This window comes from Microbispora sp. KK1-11 (assembly GCF_006874435.1).
GTDB lineage: Bacteria > Actinomycetota > Actinomycetes > Streptosporangiales > Streptosporangiaceae > Microbispora > Microbispora catharanthi.
On record NZ_VIRJ01000012.1, the window covers coordinates 122,634 to 142,499 of the forward strand.

Below are 19,866 nucleotides of genomic sequence, written 5' to 3' on the forward strand. Positions count from 1 at the left end.
GCGCGCGACGGCGCGGCGCGACGATGAGGTTGTAACGAGCGTGGTCCGAAAGAGGGGCTCCACCGGGCCCTGGGAGGGGGAAGTCATGACGGAGACCGTGAGCGGCACCGTATCGGGCGCAGGGGGCCGGCCGGGCAAGCGCCCGCGCAAGGGTTTGAAGATGAAGCGCGTCTTCACCACCCCGGGCGTCCACCCGTACGACGAGGTCCGCTGGGAGCGGCGCGACGTCGTGATGACGAACTGGCGGGACGGCTCGGTCAACTTCGAGCAGCACGGCGTGGAGTTCCCGGACTTCTGGTCGGTCAACGCGGCCAACATCGTCACCACCAAGTACTTCCGCGGGGCGGTGGGCACCCCGCAGCGCGAGTCGAGCCTCAAGCAGCTCGTCGACCGGGTCGTGGGCGTCTACACCAGGACCGGCGTCGAGAACGGCTACTTCGCCTCCGAAGAGGACGCGGAGATCTTCGACCACGAGCTCAAGCACGCGCTGATCCACCAGATCTTCAGCTTCAACTCCCCGGTGTGGTTCAACGTCGGCACCCGCTCGCCGCAGCAGGTGAGCGCCTGCTTCATCCTGGCCGTGGACGACACGATGGAGTCGATCCTCGACTGGTACAAGGAAGAGGGCGTGATCTTCAAGGGCGGCTCGGGCTCGGGGGTCAACCTCTCCCGCATCCGCTCGTCCAAGGAGCTGCTGTCCAGCGGTGGCACGGCCAGCGGCCCGGTCTCCTTCATGCGCGGCGCCGACGCCTCCGCCGGCACCATCAAGTCGGGCGGCGCCACCCGCAGGGCGGCCAAGATGGTCGTCCTCGACGTGGACCACCCCGACATCGAGGAGTTCATCGAGACCAAGGCGCGCGAGGAGGACAAGATCCGCGCGCTGCGCGACGCCGGGTTCGACATGGACCTCGGCGGCAAGGACATCGTGTCCGTCCAGTACCAGAACGCCAACAACTCGGTGCGGGTCTCCGACGAGTTCATGCGCGCCGTCGAGGCCGGCGGGAATTTCGGCCTGCGGGCCCGGCTGACCGGCGAGGTCATCGAGGAGGTCGAGGCGCGGTCGCTGTTCCGCAAGATGGCCCAGGCCGCCTGGGAGTGCGCCGACCCCGGCCTGCAGTACGACGACACGATCAACGACTGGCACACCTGCCCCGAGACCGGGCGCATCACGGCCAGCAACCCCTGCTCGGAGTACGTCCACCTGGACAACTCCTCGTGCAACCTCGCGTCGATCAACCTGCTGAAGTTCCTGCGTGACGACGACTCCTTCGACGTCGCGACCTTCGTGAAGATGACCGAGCTGATCATCACCGCGATGGACATCTCGATCACCTTCGCCGACTTCCCGACGCAGAAGATCGCCGAGACCACCCGGGCGTACCGCCAGCTCGGCATCGGCTACGCCAACCTGGGCGCGCTGCTGATGGCGACCGGCCACGCGTACGACTCCGACGGCGGCCGGGCCATCGCGGCCGGGATCACCTCGCTGATGACCGCCGTGTCCTACCGCCGCTCGGCCGAGATCGCCGGGATCGTCGGCCCGTACGACGGCTACCAGCGCAACGCCGAGCCGCACAAGCGGGTCATGCGCAAGCACGCCGCGGCCAACGACGACCTGCGCACCCTCGACGACATGGACAAGGCCCTGCACGCCGAGGCCACCCGGCAGTGGCAGGAGTGCCTCAGGCTCGGCGAGAAGAACGGCTACCGCAACGCCCAGGCGTCGCTGCTCGCCCCGACCGGCACCATCGGCCTGATGATGGACTGCGACACCACCGGCATCGAGCCCGACCTGGCGCTGGTGAAGTTCAAGAAGCTCGTCGGCGGCGGCTCGATGCAGATCGTCAACCAGACGATCCCGCGGGCGCTGCGCCGGCTCGGCTACCTCGAGGAGCAGGTCGAGGCCATCGTCGAGTACATCGCCGAGCACGGCCACGTCGTGGACGCCCCCGGCCTGCGGCCGGAGCACTACGAGGTGTTCGACTGCGCGATGGGCGAGCGGGCCATCGCCCCGATGGGCCACGTCCGGATGATGGCGGCCGTCCAGCCGTTCCTGTCGGGCGCCATCTCCAAGACCGTGAACCTGCCCGAGTCGGCCACGGTGGACGACATCGAGCAGGTCTACCTGGAGGGCTGGAAGCTCGGCCTCAAGGCCCTGGCCGTCTACCGCGACAACTGCAAGGTCGGCCAGCCGCTGTCGGTCGCGAAGAAGACGTCCGAGGAGGTCCCCGCCGAGACTTCCGCCGAGAAGGAGCCGATCGTCCAGGTCGTGGAGGTCGCGCGGCCGACCAGGCGGCGGATGCCGAACCAGCGGCCGAGCACCACCACCCGCTTCACGGTGGGCGGCGCCAAGGGCTACATGACCGCCTCGTCCTACCCCGACGACGGCTTGGGCGAGGTCTTCCTCAAGATGTCCAAGCAGGGCAGCACGCTCGCGGGCGTGATGGACGCCTTCTCCGTGGCGATCTCGATCGGCCTCCAGTACGGCGTGCCGCTGGACACGTACGTGCAGAAGTTCGTCAACATGCGCTTCGAGCCTGCGGGCATGACCGACGACCCCGACGTCCGGATGGCGCAGTCCGTGATGGACTACATCTTCCGGCGGCTGGCGCTCGACTACCTGCCGTACGAGGACCGGGCGGCTCTGGGCATCTTCTCCGCCTCCGAGCGGGCCGCGCAGCAGCGCGGCGAGGACCCGGCCGCGCTCCAGGACGTGGACACCGCCGCCCTGGCGCAGTCCGCGCCCATTGAGAGCGGGCAGGCCGCGCCTGTCGAGAAGGCGCAGTCCGCGCCCGCCGAGGCGAAGCCCGCCGAGGGTCCGTCCGCCGGGCAGGTCGTGCCGGTGGCGGTGCCGGAGCCGCGCCGGGTCGGCGCCTCGCTGGAGAGCCACCAGGGCCGTACGGCGGACGCGCCGCTGTGCATGACCTGCGGCACCAAGATGCGCCCGGCCGGCAGCTGCTACGTCTGTGAGGGCTGCGGCAGCACCAGCGGCTGCAGCTGACCAACCACCCCGTGAGCGAAGGGGGCCGGCGAGAGCGCCGGCCCCCTTCGCCTTTCTCGACCGCGTGACTTCTCCGCCTGAGCACGGGGGAAAATCACCGGCGACGAAACGATCCGTTTCGACGGCATTTAAATTGGCGCAGCGGCTTTAACGGTTGCCCCAAACAATGTACGAATCTTTCCGGCGAGAAAGGGAATTACTTCCCGAGGGTCGGCCGAAGAAGACCATGGCATGCATATCCGGAGTCTCCTGGCTCTGCACAAACTGTGAGGATGCCTGAGACGGCGCGAAGCCGTGGAACGCGCCACCGACCTGCTCCGGAAGGTAGATCATGGACATTCGCGGCAAGACGGTCCTCGTCGCCGGCGGCACCTCCGGGCTTGGTTCGGGAGTCGCACGACATTTCTCCGCGCGGGGCGCGAACGTCGTCATCGTCGGCCGGCGCGGCGCGCTCGCCGCCCAGATCGCCGACGATCTCGGCGAGAACGCTCTCGGGATCGGCGCCGACATCGGCGACGCCGAGGCGGTCGCCGCCGTCGTGGCCGCCACCCTGGACAGGTTCGGAACGATCGACATCAACGTCAACACCGCCGGCATCCTCGCGCCCGTCATCCTCGTCACCGACTCCGGACGGCCCAGCGATACGACCGTGCTGACCCGGCTCGTGAGCACCAATCTCATCGGCACGTTCAACGTCATGAGCCACGCGGCGGCCGTGATGCTTGGCAACGCCCCCGACGAGGACGGTGAGCGGGGCGTCATCATCAACACCTCCTCCGTCGCCGCCCGCGAGGGAACCACCGGATTGGTCGGATACGCCGCGACGAAGGCCGCCATCGAGGGCATGACCCTGCCGGCCGCCCGCGAGTTCGCCGGGCGGGGAATACGCGTCAACACCATCGTCCCCGGGGGCTTCGACACCCCCATGGTGAACGACTATGCCGACGAGGACATGAAGGCGGAGGGGATCAAACAGTTCCTCAATCCTCGCCGGCTCGGGACCCCGGACGAATTCGCGGCGTTCGCCGCTCACATCGTTGAGAACAGATATTTCAACGCCGCCAATTCCAGGCTCGACGCGGGTTATCGCATGCCACCGTGAGAACGTCGTACTCTTCGCCGCGTCCGCACGGGTATCTCCGACACCTTGTGCGTTCACGGATAGGGCGTGCTTTCCGATAGGGGCCGGCGAGCGCCGGCCCCTGCGCCTTCTCTCAGACCGCTGCGGTCACGCGGTCCAGGTGGCCGGTGATGACGGCGGTGAACGCGGCGGGGTCCTCGAACGGCAGGCCGTGGCCGCCGGGGACGGTCACGAGCTCGGCGTGGGGGATGAGCCGGGCGAGCTCGCGCTGGTGGTGCGGCGGCACGATCCGGTCGTCGGCACTGGAGACGATCAGCGTCGGCGCGGACACGTGTGGCAGCAGCTCGGTGATGTCGACGGAGATGTCGGCCAGAGCCTGTCTGGCGAACCCCTCCTCCGTCCCGTCGAGAGAGGCCGTGAACGTGGCGGCGGCCTGCTCGAAGTCCTCCGGCGAGCGGGCACGCAGCGTGGCGTCGCCCATCGCGGTCACCTGGAGCAGCCGGGCGAGCAGTTCCCTGTCGGTGCGCACCAGGCGGATCCACAGGTCCATCTGGAAGGCCATCCACGGGTCGGTCCTGGCCCATCCGGCGTGCGCGGTCAGCGACAGCACCGTGTCCGGCCGGGTGCCGGCCGCCGCGAGCGCCACGACGGCGCCGAGCGAGTGGCCGACCAGGTGGAACCGCTCCAGACCGGCGTGCCCGGCCGCGCCGAGCACCTGGGCGACCAGGTCCTCCACGTGGATCGGGCCGCCTCCGTCGACGGTGGCGCCCGAGCCCGACAGATCGGGGGCGACCACGGTGAAGCGATCGGCGACGGCCTCGATGAGCGGGGCCCAGTTGGTCTCGCCGGTGGCGCCGGTGCCGTGGACGAGCACGAGGCCGGGCCCGGTTCCGGTGACGAGATAGCTGACGGTGCCGGAGCCGACGGTGACGACAGGCATGATCGTTCCTTTCACGTGGTGATCCGCGCGGGTTCGCGGACGGACATCAGGAGACCGACGGCGAGTGCGCCGGCCAGGGACAGGAGGGTCAGCAGCCACAGGGCGGTGTGCAGGGCGTCCGCGTAGCCGGCGCTCGCCAGGCGGGCGAACTCCAGCGGCCCGGCCCCCGCCGGCACGGCGCCCGCGATGTCCCCCTGCAGCAGGCGGGAGGTCGCCCGGGCCGCTCGCGCCTCGCCGTACCGGCCGGTCAGGCTCGCCCGGGTCAGCGCCGACAGGACGGCGCCGAGCACGGCGATGGCGACGACCTCGCCGGTGATGCGGGCGGTGTTGAACAGCCCCGCCGCCATGCCGGCCCGCGCGGGCTCGACGGAGGAGACCGCCGCCCCGTCGACCACGGCCAGCGACACGCCGAAACCCGCCCCGATCAGCAGCAACGGCACGGCGAGCCGCGCCGGGCCCGAACCGGCGGGCACCGCCGCCAGCAGACCGGTCCCGGCCGCGACCAGCAGCAGCGTGGACACCAGCAGGACGCGCTGCGACAGGCGGCGAGCCAGGGCGCCGGTGACGGGCGGCATCACCAGCGTCGGCCCGGTCAGCAGCATCAACGTCAGACCCGCCTGCCGGGCCGAGTACCCGGAGGTGGCCATGAGGTACGGCGGCAGCACGATCGTCAGCGCGACGAAGCCGAAGGCGAGCAGGAACGGCATGGACGCGATCGCCGCGAACCGGGGCCGGGCCAGCAGCGACAGATCCACCAGCGGCGCGGGATGACGCCGTTCGGCCAGGGCGAAGGCCGCCGACAGGACGGCGCAGGCGGCGAAGGCGGCCGGCACCGCCGGGTGCGTCCATCCGAGAGCCGGCCCCTCGATCACGCCGAAGGTGAAGGCGGTGAGCGCGAGGGTGAAGGAGGCCGCGCCGCCCCAGTCCATGGGGCCGTCCAGGGCGGCGCGCGACTCGTCCAGCAACGCGCTCAGCGGCAGCACCGGCAGCAGCGCGATCCCGGCCGACGCGAACAGGCCGCGCCAGCCGACGGCGCCGACCAGCGTTCCGGCGATCACCGGGCCGAAGGCGAGACCCAGGCCGAGCGTGGTGCCGAACCAGGCGAACGCCCTGGTCCTGCCCGGGCCGGGCGGGTAGGCGTGCGCGAGCAGCGCGGTGCCGCCGGTGGTGGCCGCGGCGGCGCCCGCTCCCGCGAGCGCCCTCGCCGCGATCAGTACGCCGATGTCCGGGGCGGCGGCGGCCAGGAGCATCGACGCCGTGAACACGCCGGCGCCGAGGGCGAACATCCTGCGCCGCCCGAACCGGTCGGCCAGCGCCCCGGTGCTCGCCATGAACGCGGCGAAGGTGAGGAAGAAGGCGTTGACCACCCACTGGGTGGCGTCCAGCCCCGCGCGCAGATCCGCGCCGATGTCGCCGAGCGCCTCGGCGGTGCCCGTGGCGGTCACCGGGACGAGCAGCACCGCGGCGCAGACCACGGCGAGGGACGGCGCCCGCCCTCGTGGTCCAGGACAATCCGCAGGCATCGAAACCATCCAATTCTGATAACCATAAGAACTCTGATGGACATCAGAGGATGGATGAATAGCCGGAGCCCTGTCAAACCGGTGGTAGGGTCCGCATGTCAGAGCCCTGACGGCGCGGGGAGCGTGATGATGGGAGCCGAGGAGGCGAGGATCGCCGAGGCGGTGGCGTGGCGGCCCGGCAACGCCATCAAGCGTGCGGAACAGGCGCTGATCGCGGAGAAGAGCCGCGTGCTGCGGCCGTTCGGGCTGACCGTCCCGCAGTACGCGGCGATGTACGCGCTGTCGCTCGCGCCCGGCATCTCGGGGGCGAAGCTGGCGCGGTTCTGCTCGGTCACCCCGCAGAGCATGACGACCGTGCTCAAGACGCTGGAGTCGCGCGGGCTGGTGGAGCGGCGTCCCTCCAGTGATCACGCCCAGGTGCTCGTCACCCGGCTCACCCGGGCCGGGCAGTCGCTGCTGCGCAAGGCCGACGCGGCGGCCGTGGCCGTGGAGCGCAGGCTGGTGGAGGAGTTCACGCCCGACGAGGCCGACCGGCTACGTGACCTCCTCGAACGGGCCGTCGTCGTCCTTCAGGACACGCCGGCGGGGGAATGACACCGGCGGCGGCCGTGTTGCCCCAGCCATGGTCATCGGATTCATCGGCAGCGGGAAGATCGGCGGCACCCTCGCGAAGCTGGCGGTCGACGCCGGGCACTCGGTGGTGCTGAGCAACTCCCGCGGGCCGCACACGCTCTCCGAACTCGTGGCCGGGCTCGGCCCGAACGCACGCGCAGCCACCGCGGCCGAGGCCGCGGCGGCGGGGGACATCGTGGTCGTGACGATTCCCTTCGGCAGATACCGGGAGGTGCCGGTAGAGCCGCTGGACGGCAAGATCGTCATCGACACGAACAACTACTACTTCGAGCGGGACGGTCACTTCCCCGAGCTCGACGCGGGGGAGACCACCGACACCGAGTTGCTCGCCGCGCATCTGCCGGGGTCGCGGGTCGTGAAGGCGTTCAACTCCATCAATTACGTCCACCTCGCCGAGCAGGGTCTGCCCTCCGGCGCGGAGAACCGGCGGGCGCTGCCCATCGCGGGCGACGACGCCGACGCCAAGAAGGCGGTCGCCGAGCTGACCGACTCGTTCGGCTTCGACGTGGTCGACGCGGGCCCGCTCGCGGAGGGACGGCGCTTCCAGCGGGACAAGCCCGCCTACGGTCCCCGACTCACCGCCGCCGAACTGCGCGACGCCCTCGCGCGAGGCTGACGGATCAGGCCGGGGTGATTGTCTGGCGGGTGCCGGTCTCGGCGGAGCGGCGGAGTCGCGTCGAGCAGGCCGTGCGGGCGCAGGTCGTGCGCGAAGTCCGGCACCCGCCCCTCGCCGTCCGCGCCTGGTCGAGCAGGTCCCGTGTCTCGGCCGGCCCCGGCCCCTGGCGCGGATTCGAGACCTTCGGCGCGGCGGACGCAGGGGCTGCCGGGGACGCCGCCGGCCTGATCAGTCGGTCTCGAAGGCGATCCGGTCGGTGAGCCAGCGGTAGAACTTGATCGAGAACCTGACCCAGTGGGCCACCATCGTGGTCAGGTGCTCCCTGGTCACGCCGGCACCGATGTAGACCTGGGAGTCGCCGACGACCCGGATGGTGCCGTTGTCCTGGGTGAACGCGTAGACCTTCGGCCACATCGTGTCCGCGTTCCACTCGTTGAGCGCCGTGAGCAGCATCGGCTTGTCGTCCACCGAGTACTGCCTGTCGTAGAAGGACCGTACGGTGAACAGGTCTCCTTCCTTGCCGAACAGGAAGTAGATCGTGAGGTGGGCGGTGGAGATCGCCAGGTCGCCCTCTGTGTCTATCGTGTGCTCGATGTCCAGTTCGTCCAGGATCTCCTCGAGGAGGTCCCGGTCCGGCTGGACGACCGCTGGGGAAGGCGTCACCGCTCCATCCTGCCGCATCGAGTCGTCAATGAAGTGGCGGATGTGACAGAGGATCCGGAGGAGGAGTCCAGTGGCCACCGCGCCCGGCTTTTCGGGCTCGCCCACCGGCTGCTCGGCTCCGCCGCCGAGGCCGAGGACGCCGTGCAGGACTCCTGCCTGCGGTGGAACGCCGCCGACCGGGCCGTGACCCTGGCGCCTGGGCGTGGTCGTCGGAGTCGCCGTCCTGTAGAGGCGCGTCAGCCCGGGAAGTCCCCGGGGGGTCCCGGGCTTGCGGCGATCCTGGCCACGAGCGCCGTGATGTCCTCCGCCAGGGCGGCGTCGAGCGGGGCGTGCCGGTTGAGCAGCCGATACCACATGACCCCGAAGATCAGGTCGACCAGGAGGTCCAGGTGGGTGCCGGGGGGCGGCGGCATCCGCTCCAGCACCGCCCGCAGGGTGTCCCGCCGTGGGCCGATCAGCCGCTCCCGCAGGCGCTCGCCCAGGGCGGGGTCGCTCTGAGCCTCGGCCATGAGGCCGGCCACGACCCTGCCGACCACGCCGTCCGCCAGCGCGAAGGTCTCGCTCAGGAACGTCTGGAGGTCGGCCTGCGACGGCGCCCTGGAGCTCCCGACAAGGTCGGTCATCGCCTCAAGCAGCAGGTCGGCCTTGGTGTCCCACCAGCGGTAGAGCGTCTGCCTGCCGGTGCCCGCCTCCTCGGCGATGCCCTTCAGCGTCACGTTGGGATACCCGTCGCGCTCGCACAGCCGCAGCGCGGCCTCGAGTATCGCCCGGCGTGCCTGCTCGCTGCGTGGCCTCCCCACCATGCCGCCACTTTACAGGACACCGTGTCTCGGTTTACGATTTCGAGGCATCATGTCTCGTATTGAGAGGGATTCCGATGAGTGAACGCGTGGTGATCGTCGGGGGCACGAGCGGCATCGGCCTGGCCACCGCCGTACGGCTGGCCGCGTCGGGCCGCGAGGTCGTCGTCACCGGCCGTACGCCCGAACGGCTGGAGCGGGCGGTCAAGGAGATCGGGGAGCGGGGCTCGGGCGCGGTGACCGACGCCCGCGATCCGGAGGCGATGCGCGGCCTGTTCGCCGGGCTGGGCCCGGTGGACCACGTCGTGGTCAACGTGTCGGGCCGGAAGGGAGGCGGACCGTTCCGTTCGCTCTCGCCGGACGAGCTGCGCAGCGCCCTGGACGACAAGCTGATCGCGCACGTGGTCACCGCCCAGGCCGCGCTTGCGGCGCTGCGGCGGGACGGGTCGCTGACCTTCGTCTCGGCGGCCAGCGCGGCCAGCGCGATGGCCGGGGTGGCCGGGCTCGCGGCGGTGAACGGCGCGATCGAGTCGATGATCCCCGGCCTGGCGGTGGAGCTCGCCCCGCTCCGGGTCAACGCGGTGTCGCCCGGCGTCATCGACACGGAGTGGTGGGACGGGCTGGGGGACGACCGGCAGGGCGCGCTCGACGCGTTCGCCGCCGCGACCACGGTCGGCCGGGTCGGCACCCCCGCCGACGTGGCGAACGCGATCGCCTACCTGATCGAGACGGGCTACGCGACGGGCACCGTGCTGACCGTGGACGGCGGCGTCCGCCTCAAGCCGAGCGCGGCCTGAGGAGGATCCTCGTCACCGGGGCGAGCGAGGGCCGGTTCGGGCCACCGCGCACCTTTGCCGCCTGGTCACACCCGGCGAGCGTTCAGGGACAGCGCATCGGCGGTTGACGTGCCGCGCCTACTTCCGCACGCGGAAGCGGAGCATCGTGACCGCGCCCAACTGGGTGTTGCTGAAAGGTTCCAGGTCGATCCTGTCCAGGCTTGGGGGCGAGAAGCGGACGCCGTCGCCGAGGAGCACAGGTAGGACATACACCAGGATCTCGTCGACGAGCCCGCGCCGCAGGCACTGGGCGGCCACGTCGGCACCGAGGATCTCCAGGTTCTTGCCGTCCGCGGCGCCGCGCGCCGTGGCGACGGCTTCCTCGAGTCCACAGGTGAGGAATGTGACGGCAGGGTCCGGCTCGTCGGGAGGCCTGTGGGTGAGGACGAACTGTGTTCCCCCGTCGTAGGCGGTGTCCTGGGCGGGCATGCGCTTGGCGACCTCGTACGTGCCCCGGCCGACGAGCATGGCGCCCGTGGCCGCCATCACCTCCGGGATCGCGTCCGGAGTCAGGTAATCGGCGATCCAGTCCATCGAGTGGCCAGGACCGGCGATGAAGCCGTCCAGCGACATCGCCCTGTTCACGACCACTTTGCCGGTGCCGGTGCCGGTGCCCACATCACTCATGCGTTCTCTCCGCAGGCCTCGGAAGCCCGAAGCCGAGTCATGGTTCGTCCCCGGTCCTGGGCCGAGTGACCGATCCGTTGATCGTTTGTGGTCACCGTACCAGCTGAGTGACACCGTCAGTAGGGTGTGGTGCGGGCGAGGATGTGCGGCGGGACGGGATGGGCGGCGGCCTGCGGGTCGGTCACGGGGGCCTGCCACGACCGGGTGAGCGGCAGGATCCCGGCCCACACGTCGTGCGGGTCGTCGGCGTCGTCCGGGTGGCCCTCGCGCACCTTGACCGACGCCTCGGCGAGCGGGAGCGCGAGGATCGTCGTGGCGGCCAGTTCCTTGCGGTTCGGCTGCCGGGCGTAGTCCCACTGGCCGGGGGTGACGTGCTCGGTCAGGCACCGCAGGGCCGGCGGCTTCTCGTCGTCCTCCAGCACGCGCGGCACGCCGTAGATCATCGCGCTGCGGTAGTTCACGCCGTGCTCGAAGACCGACCGGGCCAGCACGAGGCCGTCGACGTGGGTGATCGTCACGCAGACCGTCGTGCCGCGGGTGAGGCTGCGGCTGGCCACCGAGCCGTGCACGTACAGATGGTCGTCGTCGAAGCCGTACACCGTCGGCACCACCATGGGGTCGCCGTCCACGACCACGCCGAGGTGACAGACGAACCCGGCCCGGAGCACCTCGAACAGCGCCTCCCGGCCGGTGCGGCCCTGCTCCCGCAGCCGGCGGTGCCGGGTTCGCTCGGTTACGGACAGATCACTCATGAGGTGACATTCAACCAGTAAAGCCGTCGGCCCGCCCGGCGGGACGCCGGACGGGCCGTCTCGTGGATCGCCGCGGAAGAACCGGCTCAGGCGGCGGACGTCGGTCCTGACGTCCTCGGGAACCGGATGACGTTCCCGCCCGTGTAGGCCCTGAGATCGACGATCTTCCGGTCTCTCCTGTCCCGCCCGGGCCTGCGGCGCAGGGCGGTCCTGATGTCCCTGACCTTGGCGAGCGACGGCACCACCGTGACCATGTTCATTTCCCCCCGACCGTGATGGTTCCGTGACCTTTCCGGTATAGATACCGGAGACTTGGTAAAAGAGGCGTAAAGCCTCCCGTGTCACACAAGCCTCTGGGAGCACGAGGGCCTCTGCACGAGGGCCTCTGAAAGCGCAGCTCAGTACGGAAGCGGCCGGCCGGAGGGGGTGCGCAGGTCGAGATCGGCGACGGGACGACGGACGCGGCGGGGCCTGCGGATCGTGCTACGTCTCATGGCCCTTCCTCCTTCCATGACGTTAGGCAGACTATTCGCCCCGCGTGCCGCCGTCCTCCCGTTTTCACTCAGAGGGAACCGGGCACCTTGCGGCTCACGACGCAGATCCTGTTCCAGGCGTTGATCTGCGCGATGGCGACGACCAGCGCGGCCAGCTGCTCCTCGGAGTAGTGCTTGGCCGCATCCGCCCAGATCTCGTCCGGCACGGGGTCGGGCCGGTCGGCGAGCCGGGTCGCGGCCTCGGTCAGCGCGAGCGCGGCCCGCTCGGCGTCCGTGTAGCAGGGCGCCTCCCGCCAGGCGGCAACCGACCAGAGGCGCTCGTCGCTCTCCCCGGCCTTCTTGGCATCCCGGTGGTGCATGTCCAGGCAGAAGGCGCAGCCGTTGATCTGGCTGGCCCGGATCTTGGCGAGTTCCAGGGTGGCGTGGGGCACGTCGCACTCGTACAGGAAACGCTCCACCCCCAACATGGCCCGGTACGCCTCGGGAGCCAGCTCGCCGACGTTGATCCTCTGGGTCATCGTCATCTCCTCGTCTCGTCGGCCCGCGTCACGCGGGCGAGTTTCTCGGGGTTCAGGACCATGTCGACGGCGGTGACCCGGCCCTCCGCGACGGTGAGGCCGAGCACGGCGACCAGCCGGTCGCCGTGGTAGCGCAGCAGGCCCGGCCAGCCGTTCACCACGGCGGGGACCAGCTCGAACCGGCCGAACCTCTGGATGCCGAACAGCAGCCTGGCCACCTTGGCCGCGCCGAAGACGGGCCGCCTGCCGGCGCGCACCCGGCCGCCGCCGTCGCTGCGGAACACGACGTCCGGGTCGAGCAGCGCGATCAGCGCGTCCATGTCGTCGCCGAGGCAGGCCCGGGCGAAGGCGTGCACCACCCGCCGGTGCTCGGAGGGGTCCACGTCGAACCGCGGCGCGCGCGACGCGACGTGTGCCCGCGCCCGGGCGGCGAGCTGCCGGCAGGCCGCAGGGCTGCGCCCGACCGCCTCGCCCACCTCGGCGAACGTCAGGCCGAACACGTCGTGCAGCACGAACGCCGTCCGCTCGGCCGGGCTGAGCGACTCCAGCACGACGAGCATGGCCATGCTCAGCGACTCGTCCAGGGTCACCCGTTCCGCGGGGTCCGGCGCCGCCTCGGTCAGAACGGGACCGGTGAGGGCGGGTCCGGTGAGAACGGGTCCGGTGAGAACGGGACCGGTGAGAACGGGCCCGGTGAGTATGGGCTCGGGCAGCCACTGCCCCACGTACTCCTCCCTGCGGTGCCGCGCCGAGCGCAGCACGTCGAGAGCGAGCCGGGAGACCGTGACCACCAGCCAGCCGGTCACGTCCCTGATCTCCTCGCCGCCGTCGGCTGCCGCGGCGGACCGCAGCCGCAGCCAGGCGTCCTGCACGACGTCCTCGGCCTCGTCGAGGCTGCCGAGCAGGCCGTACGCGACCCCGATCAGCCGGGGCCGCAACGCCTGGAACTCGGTGTCCAGGACGGCCGTGCCGTCGTCATGGTCGTTCACACACTGAGGACGAGACACCCCCTCAGTGTGTGACATCCCTCTGCAGCGGCTGCGCTCGCGGGATGTCCTGAGCAGGTGCCGAGGCCACGCGGGGGACGCGGAGGCCGAACGCGACCACGACCGCGCCGAGCACCGCCGCCGCCACCGGGACGATCAGCGCGGTCCGCAGCGCGTCCGGCCCCGGCCCGGCCGCGACGCTGACGGCGGTGACGGCCGACAGCCCGAGCGCCGTGCCGAACTGTATCGCCGTGTAGAGCAGGCCGCCCGCCAGGCCGTGCTCGTCCTCGTCGACGCCCTCCGTCGCGGCCATGGTCAGCGGCCCGTACGCCAGCGAGAAGGACAGGCCGAGCAGGAGCAGCGCCGGGAGCATGGCGGCGTAGGTCCAGTCCATCCCCACGGGCAGGAAGAGCGCGTACGCGACCGCCGCGAGGACGATGCCGAAGAACAGCACCCGGGTGTTGCCGAAGCGGCTCACCAGGCGCGGCGTCAGCGTCGGCGCGAGCACCGTGTCGATCCCGATCACCAGCATGGCCAGGCCGGTCTGCATCGTGTTCCAGCCACGCCACTCCTGCAGATACAGGGTGATCAGGAACTGGAACCCCGCGAACGCGAACAGGAACAGCAGCGCCGCCGCGTTCACCCGCACCAGCGGGGCGGTGCGCAGGATGCCCAGCCGCACCAGGGGCGACGACGACCGGCGCTCGATCGCGGCGAACAGCCCCAGCAGCGCCAGCCCCGCGGCGATCGTGCCGGCGGTCAGGCCGGGGCCGTCGCCGGGGTGCTCCAACCGGACCATCCCATAGATGAGGAGCACCATGGCCCCCGTGACGGTGAACGCCCCCGCCAGGTCGAAGCCGCCGGAGGGGCGCTCGCCTCCCGTGTCGCGGACGAGGACCAGGGCCGTCGCCAGGATCAGCACCGACAGGATGACCGGAGCGAAGAACACCCACCGCCAGCCGAACGCGGTGAGCACGCCGCCGGCGACCAGGCCGAGCGAGAACCCGCCCGCCGCCGTGCCCGCGTACACGCCGAGCGCCTTGGTGCGCATCGGTCCCTCCGGGAAGTTGGACGTGACCAGCGCCAGCCCGGCGGGTGCCATGAACGCGGCCGCGACCCCCGTGACGAATCGTGCGGCCAGCAGCATCCAGCCCTGAGTGGCGAGCCCGCCGAGCCCGGAGAAGACCAGGAAGACGGCCAGCCACAGCAGGAACATCCGCCGGTGGCCCAGCAGGTCGGCGGCTCGCCCGCCGAGCAGCATGAACCCGCCGTAGCCGAGCACGTAGGCGCTGACCACGCCGCTGAGCATCCCGGTGGACAGGCCCAGGTCGGCCCGGATCGACGGCAGCGCCACGTTCAGCATCGCCACGTCGATCCCCTCCAGGAAGATCGCGCCGCACAACACCAGCAGCACGCCCCACGCGCGTCCCGTCATGCGGGCGTGCCGCCGGGTGGTGATTCCGCCCAGGGAATTGGACATCGGAGTCCGGCTCCATCTCGTCGGGGAACCGGTCCCGGAGCGGTTCCCCGAGTGCCCGCCGGTTCCCTCTTGTAACCGACTGAATCGTCAGGCACCATCGGTGACCATGGAAGAAGGCACTCCTCAGTCCCTCGGTTACTGCGCGGATACCGGCGTCGACGACGACGTCCTCCAATGGGACCAGCGCGCGGACTGCGAGGTGCGGCAGATCCTCGACCGCATCGCCGACAAGTGGTCGCTCCTGGTGATCGCGCTGCTCGACAAGCGGAGCCTGCGCTTCACCGAGCTGCGCCGCGCGATCGACGGGGTCAGCCAGCGGATGCTGACCCGCACGCTGCGGCATCTCGAACGCGACGGGCTGGTGAGCCGGACCGTGCACCCGACCGTCCCGCCGCGCGTGGACTACGCGCTGACGTCGATGGGCGCGACCCTGCACGCCACCATCCGCGCCCTGGTCGTCTGGACCGAGGAGCACCAGAACGCCATCGCCGCGGCCCGCGCCGCGTACGACCGGCGCGTGGCCGCCGAGCAGGAGGCCGCCGAGCGCGAAGAGGCCGAACGCCGGGCCGTCGCCCGCGCGGCCCTGCCGATCAGGGGCTGACCGCCGGCGAAGGCGCCCACACGAGGGCGGCCGCCGGGGACGCGACGCTAGGCCGACTCCCGCACGATGAGGCGGGTGGGCAGGATCACCGGGTCAACCGGGCCGCCTCCGTCGACGAGCGTGAGCAGCAGCCGTACGGTCTCCTCCGCGACGTCGGCGAGCGGCTGGCGGATCGTGGTGAGCGGCGGGTGCGTGGTGGCGGCGACCGACGAGTCGTCGAAGCCGCCCACGGCCACGTCGTCGGGCACCCGGCGTCCGGCCGCGCGCAGCGTGGACAGCGCGCCGGCCGCCATGAGGTCGGAGGCGACGAAGACCGCGTCGAGGTCGGGCGTGCGTTCGAGCAGCCGCGCCATCGCGCTCTCGCCGCTGAGCTGGGTCCAGTCGCCGTGCTCGATCAGCCGCTTGGAGGCCTTCCTGCCGAGCACGTCGGCGAAGCCCTCCAGGCGCTGGATGCCGCCCGGCGTGTCCATCGGCCCGGTGATCGTGGCGATCTTCCTGCGTCCCTGCTCGACCAGGTAGCGGGTCATCTGCCGGGCGCCCTCGCGGTCGTCGGCCGCCGCGTAGGGGATCACGTTCTCCTTGCCGATGACGGCGCCGCAGGCGACGGCCGGGATGCGCAGCGACTCCAGCTCGTCCACCAGCGGGTCGCCCGCGTGCGTGGACATCAGCAGCACGCCGTCGGCGTGGCCGCCGCGCACGTAGTGCACCACCCTGTTCCGATCGCCGTCGTCCCCGGCCAGCATGATGACCAGGGAGACGTCCCGCTCGCCGAGCCGCCGGATCGCCGTGCGGATCGTGGTGCTGTAGTTCGGGTCCTCGAAGACCTTCTCGTGCGGCTCCGACAGCACCATCACCACCGACCCGGTCCGCTGGGTGACCAGGCTGCGGGCGTTGCGGTTGACGATGTAGCCGGTCTCGGCGATGGCGCGGCGGACGGCGGCGTGGGCGGCGGGGCTCACGTACCGGTCGTCGTTGAGCACCCGGGACACGGTGCCCCGGGAGACGCCCGCCGCCGCGGCCACGTCGTGAATGGTCGGACGCTTCGCCATGGTCGTATTGTCCCCCCGCAGATCAGCGTGTTCCCCCGCGCCCATCAGCTTTTCACGGCCCCGCCGGACAGGTCCGTACGCCAGTAGCGCTGCATCGTGAGGAACAGCGCGATCAGCGGGATGAGCGACAGCATGGTCCCCGTGATGATCAGGTTGTACAGCGACGGCTGGTTGGCGCCCGCGGCGAGCAGCGTGTAGAGGCCGACCGTCAGCGGGAATCTGTGGTCGTCGCCCAGCATGATGAACGGCAGCAGGAAGTTGTTCCAGATCGCGACGAACTGGAACAGGAAGATCGTCACCATGCCCGGCGTCAGCAGCGGCAGCGCCACCTGGCGGAACAGCCGCCACTCGCCCGCGCCGTCCAGCCGGCCCGCCTCCAGCAGCGAGCCGGGGATCGCCGCCTGCGCGTAGATCCTGGCCAGATAGATGCTGTACGGATGCAGGATCTGGGGCAGCAGCACCGACCAGTACGTGTCGGCCAGTCCGGCCTTGGAGAACAGCAGATACTGCGGGATCGCCAGCACGACCGACGGCACCAGGATGCCGCCGATGAGCAGGTTGAAGATCAGGCCGCGGCCGGGGAAGGAGTACTTGGCCAGCGTGTACCCCGAGATCGTGGACACCGCGGTCGACAGCACCGCGCCGCCCCCGGCGTACAGGACGGTGTTGAGCAGCCAGAGCCAGAAGACGCCGTCGCGGTAGGCGAACAGATCGGCCAGGTTGGACAGCAGGCCGGTGCCGGGTGCGAAGGTCGAGGTGGAGAACAGCTCGGCCTTGGACTTGGTGGCCGCGACCACCACCCAGCTCACCGGGAACAGCGTGTAGATCGCGCCCAGCACGAGCACGCCGGTCGGCACGATGCCCAGCGGGCGGCGCGGCGACGGGCGGGCGTGCCCGCGGGTCCTCGGCAGTGCGGTGGCGGTCATCAGCTCTCCCCGAACGCGCGGTTCTTCACGACCCGCAGGAAGCCGAACGACAGCACCAGGGAGATCCCGGCGATCACCATGGACGTCGCGGCGGCCGAGTACAGGTCGCCGGTGACGAACGCGTCGCGGTACACCTTCATCAAGGGGCTCCAGGTCGAGCTGATCGTGTTCGTCAGCGGCCGCAGGGTGGTCGGTTCCGTGAACACCTGGACGGTCGCGATGACGGAGAACACGGTGGTCAGGATGATCGACGGCACCAGGATCGGGATCTTGATGCGCAGCGCGATGCCCATCTCGCTCGCGCCGTCGATCCTGGCCGCCTCGTAGTACTCCCGCGGCACGGCCCGCAGGTTCGTGTAGAGCACCAGCATGTTGAAGCCGGTGCCGCCCCAGACCGCCACGTTCGCCATCGAGAACGTCACCAGGTCGGCGCTCAGGAACGGGTGCTCGCCGAACGGGCTGAGGCTGGGCAGGTAGAGGAAGCCCCACATCAGCGTCGCCGCCACGCCCGGCACGGCGTACGGCAGGAAGATCGAGATCCGGGTGAGGCGGGCGAGCCGCACGTGCGCCGCGTCGAGCATCAGCGCGAACACGAGGGCGAGCCCCAGCATCAGCACGAGCACGAGGGCCCCGTACGCGAGGACGCGCAGCCAGCCGGCCCACAGCTCGCCGTCGCCGACGGCGGCGGCGTAGTTGGCGAGCCCGGCGAAGACCTCCGTGCGGGCCCCCTTGCCGAGGCCCAGGCCGGAGACCTTGGTGCGCCGCAGGCTCAGATAGATCGTGTAGCCGATGGGCAGGGCCATGAAGAGCGTGAACAGCGCCATCGCCGGGGCGAGGAACAGGTAGGGCACGGCGCCCGCGCGGCCGGCGCGGGCGCCCTTCTTCGGAGATCGCATCGTCACTGGGCGAGGGTGAAGCCGGACTTCTGCATGTCGGCGACGGTGGCGTCCTGCATGCTCTGCACGGCGGCGGCGAAGTCGGACCTGGCGGCGACGGCCTTGTCGAAGGCGTCCTTGTACGCGTTGTACGTCACGCCCACGTTGGGGCCGAAGGTGAAGCCGCGGGCGGTGGCGCCGATGTCGGCCGCCTGCTTCCAGAAGTCGGGCTGGTTGGAGAAGTAGTCGGGAGCCTCGGTCATCAGCGCGGCGCCCTTGGTGGAGGCCGGGTAGACCGCGCCCTCCTTGATCAGCAGCCCGAGCGCCTGCGGGTCGGTGTTCAGCCAGGTGGCGAACGTCGCGGCGGCCGCCTTGTTGGGCGACTTGGCGGCGACGGCGGTGGAGGAGCCGCCCCAGAAGCCGCTGTGGTTCTCACCCGCGTTCCACTGCGGCAGCGGCGCGATGGCCCACTTGCCCGCGGCCTTCGGCGCGTTGCTCGACAGCACGCCCGGGCCCCACACGGCCGACGGCCAGGTGAGCAGCTTGCCGTCGTTGAGCGCCTTGTTCCACTCCGGGGTGAAGTAGGGCATGCCGTCGATGACGCCCTCTTTCACCAGGCCGCCCCAGTAGGAGGCGACCTTCTTGGTGGCCTCGTCGTTCACCGCGACCTTCCACGCGTCGCCGCTGATCGACCACCACTGCGCGCCCGCCTGCTGGGCGAGCCCGGCGAACCAGCCCGGGTCCTTGCTGGAGAACGTGCCGAGGAAGACCTTGGGGTCCTTCTTGTGCACGGCGCGGGCGGCCTCGGCGTACTCGTCCCAGGTCTTCGGCACCTCGATGCCGTACTTCTCGAACAGGTCCTTGCGGTAGTAGAGCATCATCGGCCCGCTGTCCTGGGGGACCGCGTAGACGGCGTCGGTGCCGAGGGTCACCAGCCCCCAGATGCCCTCGCCGAACTCGGCCTTCGCCTGCGCGGTCTCCGCCTTCAGATCGGCCACCGCGTCGGCGGCGACGAAGGAGGGCAGCATCTGATACTCGGCCTGGACCAGGTCGGGCGGGTTGCCCGCCTTGGCGGCGGTGAGGAACTTGGCCGCCGCGTCGTCGCCCCCCGCCTGCTTGCTGACCGTGACCTGGATGTCGGGGTGGGCCTGGTTCCACACCGCGACGATCTTGTCCATGTTCGGGACCCAGGTCCAGTAGGTCAGCTTCACCGGGCCGGCCGGCGCCGCGCTCTGGCTCGCGGTCTGGGCGGACGGCTCGTCCGAGCCGCCCGAGCAGGCCGTCGAGAGCGCCGCGGTGAGGATCGCGGCCGCCGCCACTGCTAACCGGTTCACGCGCATATGTTCCTCCAGGCAGGTGGGGGAGGGGGTAAGAGGCTGGGCTGTCTGGGAGCGTTCACAGACTGAAAGGTCCATTCCGTGCTGTCAATGGTCGTTACGCGGTTGTTAACGACCCCTGCTGATCA

Annotated in this window: 20 protein-coding genes and 1 pseudogene; 7 read left to right on the plus strand and 14 right to left on the minus strand. The window is 70.7% G+C overall.

Annotated features, from left to right (window positions below; genetic code table 11):
• Nucleotides 1-85: 85 nt before the first annotated feature.
• Nucleotides 86-3,001 carry a vitamin B12-dependent ribonucleotide reductase gene (locus FLW16_RS19115; RefSeq protein ID WP_142561455.1) on the plus strand — a complete coding sequence of 972 codons (2,916 nt, stop codon included), beginning with the start codon at nt 86-88 and terminating at the stop codon, nt 2,999-3,001.
• Nucleotides 3,002-3,332: 331 nt separating this feature from the next.
• A complete protein-coding gene (locus tag FLW16_RS19120; protein WP_142561456.1) occupies nt 3,333-4,103 on the plus strand; it encodes an SDR family NAD(P)-dependent oxidoreductase in 771 nt (256 codons plus the stop codon).
• A gap of 112 nt (nt 4,104-4,215) precedes the next feature.
• On the opposite strand, the gene FLW16_RS19125 is transcribed toward FLW16_RS19120, so the two are convergent.
• A complete protein-coding gene (locus tag FLW16_RS19125; protein WP_142561457.1) occupies nt 4,216-5,022 on the minus strand; it encodes an alpha/beta fold hydrolase in 807 nt (268 codons plus the stop codon).
• An 11-nt stretch (nt 5,023-5,033) separates the two neighbouring features.
• Nucleotides 5,034-6,545 (minus strand): MFS transporter, encoded by a 1,512-nt coding sequence (locus tag FLW16_RS19130; RefSeq protein ID WP_142561458.1) that lies wholly within the window; start codon nt 6,543-6,545, stop codon nt 5,034-5,036.
• 126 nt (nt 6,546-6,671) lie between these two features.
• On the opposite strand from FLW16_RS19130, the gene FLW16_RS19135 reads away from it, so the two are divergent.
• Nucleotides 6,672-7,139: a MarR family winged helix-turn-helix transcriptional regulator gene (locus FLW16_RS19135; protein ID WP_260615383.1), complete on the plus strand. Its 468-nt coding sequence runs from the start codon at nt 6,672-6,674 to the stop codon at nt 7,137-7,139.
• A gap of 28 nt (nt 7,140-7,167) precedes the next feature.
• Nucleotides 7,168-7,794: an NADPH-dependent F420 reductase gene (locus FLW16_RS19140; RefSeq protein ID WP_142561459.1), complete on the plus strand. Its 627-nt coding sequence runs from the start codon at nt 7,168-7,170 to the stop codon at nt 7,792-7,794.
• Between the two features lie 228 nt (nt 7,795-8,022).
• Here the strand turns inward: FLW16_RS19140 and FLW16_RS19145 are convergent, their stop codons facing one another.
• Nucleotides 8,023-8,457: a YbjN domain-containing protein gene (locus FLW16_RS19145; protein WP_185949492.1), complete on the minus strand. Its 435-nt coding sequence runs from the start codon at nt 8,455-8,457 to the stop codon at nt 8,023-8,025.
• A gap of 42 nt (nt 8,458-8,499) precedes the next feature.
• Between FLW16_RS19145 and FLW16_RS19150 the strand changes: the two are divergent.
• A pseudogene (locus tag FLW16_RS19150) lies at nt 8,500-8,625 on the plus strand (sigma factor); the annotation flags it as partial.
• A 68-nt stretch (nt 8,626-8,693) separates the two neighbouring features.
• Here the strand turns inward: FLW16_RS19150 and FLW16_RS19155 are convergent.
• A complete protein-coding gene (locus FLW16_RS19155; protein WP_142561461.1) occupies nt 8,694-9,260 on the minus strand; it encodes a TetR/AcrR family transcriptional regulator in 567 nt (188 codons plus the stop codon).
• Between the two features lie 74 nt (nt 9,261-9,334).
• On the opposite strand from FLW16_RS19155, the gene FLW16_RS19160 reads away from it, so the two are divergent.
• Nucleotides 9,335-10,054, plus strand: a complete 720-nt coding sequence (locus tag FLW16_RS19160) for an SDR family oxidoreductase (RefSeq protein ID WP_142561462.1) — start codon at nt 9,335-9,337, stop codon at nt 10,052-10,054.
• Nucleotides 10,055-10,171: 117 nt separating this feature from the next.
• On the opposite strand, the gene FLW16_RS19165 is transcribed toward FLW16_RS19160, so the two are convergent.
• From FLW16_RS19165 to FLW16_RS19185, 6 genes are all read right to left on the minus strand, one after another.
• Entirely contained in the window at nt 10,172-10,720 is a 549-nt protein-coding gene (locus tag FLW16_RS19165) for a dihydrofolate reductase family protein (RefSeq protein WP_142561463.1), read from the minus strand.
• Between the two features lie 116 nt (nt 10,721-10,836).
• Complete coding sequence (locus tag FLW16_RS19170) at nt 10,837-11,472, minus strand: pyridoxamine 5'-phosphate oxidase family protein (RefSeq protein WP_142561464.1); 636 nt, start codon at nt 11,470-11,472, stop codon at nt 10,837-10,839.
• A gap of 86 nt (nt 11,473-11,558) precedes the next feature.
• Nucleotides 11,559-11,726: a hypothetical protein gene (locus FLW16_RS43780; RefSeq protein WP_185949497.1), complete on the minus strand. Its 168-nt coding sequence runs from the start codon at nt 11,724-11,726 to the stop codon at nt 11,559-11,561.
• Nucleotides 11,727-12,034: 308 nt separating this feature from the next.
• The gene (locus FLW16_RS19175; protein ID WP_142561465.1) at nt 12,035-12,484 is read right to left on the minus strand and encodes a carboxymuconolactone decarboxylase family protein; all 450 of its coding nucleotides are present in this window, start codon (nt 12,482-12,484) and stop codon (nt 12,035-12,037) included.
• A gap of 2 nt (nt 12,485-12,486) precedes the next feature.
• Nucleotides 12,487-13,473, minus strand: coding sequence for a sigma-70 family RNA polymerase sigma factor (locus FLW16_RS19180; RefSeq protein WP_260615384.1), 987 nt, complete (start codon nt 13,471-13,473; stop codon nt 12,487-12,489).
• Between the two features lie 22 nt (nt 13,474-13,495).
• On the minus strand, nt 13,496-14,950 hold the full coding sequence (locus tag FLW16_RS19185) for an MFS transporter (protein ID WP_260615385.1): 1,455 nt from the start codon (nt 14,948-14,950) through the stop codon (nt 13,496-13,498).
• Between the two features lie 106 nt (nt 14,951-15,056).
• On the opposite strand from FLW16_RS19185, the gene FLW16_RS19190 reads away from it, so the two are divergent.
• The gene (locus FLW16_RS19190; protein ID WP_142561467.1) at nt 15,057-15,551 is read left to right on the plus strand and encodes a helix-turn-helix domain-containing protein; all 495 of its coding nucleotides are present in this window, start codon (nt 15,057-15,059) and stop codon (nt 15,549-15,551) included.
• A 47-nt stretch (nt 15,552-15,598) separates the two neighbouring features.
• Here the strand turns inward: FLW16_RS19190 and FLW16_RS19195 are convergent, their stop codons facing one another.
• From FLW16_RS19195 to FLW16_RS19210, 4 genes are read right to left on the minus strand one after another with little or no spacing between them, the layout of a single operon-like run.
• Nucleotides 15,599-16,600: a LacI family DNA-binding transcriptional regulator gene (locus tag FLW16_RS19195; protein ID WP_142561468.1), complete on the minus strand. Its 1,002-nt coding sequence runs from the start codon at nt 16,598-16,600 to the stop codon at nt 15,599-15,601.
• A 44-nt stretch (nt 16,601-16,644) separates the two neighbouring features.
• Nucleotides 16,645-17,526: a carbohydrate ABC transporter permease gene (locus tag FLW16_RS19200; RefSeq protein WP_142561469.1), complete on the minus strand. Its 882-nt coding sequence runs from the start codon at nt 17,524-17,526 to the stop codon at nt 16,645-16,647.
• Nucleotides 17,526-18,422 carry a carbohydrate ABC transporter permease gene (locus FLW16_RS19205; protein ID WP_142561541.1) on the minus strand — a complete coding sequence of 299 codons (897 nt, stop codon included), beginning with the start codon at nt 18,420-18,422 and terminating at the stop codon, nt 17,526-17,528. Before FLW16_RS19205 ends, FLW16_RS19200 begins: the two co-directional genes overlap by 1 nt.
• A gap of 2 nt (nt 18,423-18,424) precedes the next feature.
• Nucleotides 18,425-19,741, minus strand: coding sequence for an ABC transporter substrate-binding protein (locus tag FLW16_RS19210; protein ID WP_142561470.1), 1,317 nt, complete (start codon nt 19,739-19,741; stop codon nt 18,425-18,427).
• Nucleotides 19,742-19,866 lie beyond the last annotated feature (125 nt).

Excerpts from the sequence above, each read along its gene's own strand:
- FLW16_RS19200 (WP_142561469.1), bottom strand. The coding sequence starts at position 17,526 with ATGACCGCCACCGCACTGCCGAGGACCCGCGGGCACGCCCGCCCGTCG.
- FLW16_RS19120 (WP_142561456.1), top strand. The coding sequence starts at position 3,333 with ATGGACATTCGCGGCAAGACGGTCCTCGTCGCCGGCGGCACCTCCGGG.
- FLW16_RS19115 (WP_142561455.1), top strand. The coding sequence starts at position 86 with ATGACGGAGACCGTGAGCGGCACCGTATCGGGCGCAGGGGGCCGGCCG.
- FLW16_RS19135 (WP_260615383.1), top strand. The coding sequence starts at position 6,672 with ATGATGGGAGCCGAGGAGGCGAGGATCGCCGAGGCGGTGGCGTGGCGG.
- FLW16_RS19210 (WP_142561470.1), bottom strand. The coding sequence starts at position 19,741 with ATGCGCGTGAACCGGTTAGCAGTGGCGGCGGCCGCGATCCTCACCGCG.
- FLW16_RS19140 (WP_142561459.1), top strand. The coding sequence starts at position 7,168 with ATGGTCATCGGATTCATCGGCAGCGGGAAGATCGGCGGCACCCTCGCG.
- FLW16_RS19175 (WP_142561465.1), bottom strand. The coding sequence starts at position 12,484 with ATGACCCAGAGGATCAACGTCGGCGAGCTGGCTCCCGAGGCGTACCGG.
- FLW16_RS19185 (WP_260615385.1), bottom strand. The coding sequence starts at position 14,950 with ATGTCCAATTCCCTGGGCGGAATCACCACCCGGCGGCACGCCCGCATG.
- FLW16_RS19190 (WP_142561467.1), top strand. The coding sequence starts at position 15,057 with ATGGAAGAAGGCACTCCTCAGTCCCTCGGTTACTGCGCGGATACCGGC.
- FLW16_RS19160 (WP_142561462.1), top strand. The coding sequence starts at position 9,335 with ATGAGTGAACGCGTGGTGATCGTCGGGGGCACGAGCGGCATCGGCCTG.
- FLW16_RS19155 (WP_142561461.1), bottom strand. The coding sequence starts at position 9,260 with ATGGTGGGGAGGCCACGCAGCGAGCAGGCACGCCGGGCGATACTCGAG.
- FLW16_RS19170 (WP_142561464.1), bottom strand. The coding sequence starts at position 11,472 with ATGAGTGATCTGTCCGTAACCGAGCGAACCCGGCACCGCCGGCTGCGG.
- FLW16_RS19125 (WP_142561457.1), bottom strand. The coding sequence starts at position 5,022 with ATGCCTGTCGTCACCGTCGGCTCCGGCACCGTCAGCTATCTCGTCACC.
- FLW16_RS19205 (WP_142561541.1), bottom strand. The coding sequence starts at position 18,422 with ATGCGATCTCCGAAGAAGGGCGCCCGCGCCGGCCGCGCGGGCGCCGTG.
- FLW16_RS43780 (WP_185949497.1), bottom strand. The coding sequence starts at position 11,726 with ATGGTCACGGTGGTGCCGTCGCTCGCCAAGGTCAGGGACATCAGGACC.
- FLW16_RS19195 (WP_142561468.1), bottom strand. The coding sequence starts at position 16,600 with ATGGCGAAGCGTCCGACCATTCACGACGTGGCCGCGGCGGCGGGCGTC.
- FLW16_RS19130 (WP_142561458.1), bottom strand. The coding sequence starts at position 6,545 with ATGCCTGCGGATTGTCCTGGACCACGAGGGCGGGCGCCGTCCCTCGCC.
- FLW16_RS19165 (WP_142561463.1), bottom strand. The coding sequence starts at position 10,720 with ATGAGTGATGTGGGCACCGGCACCGGCACCGGCAAAGTGGTCGTGAAC.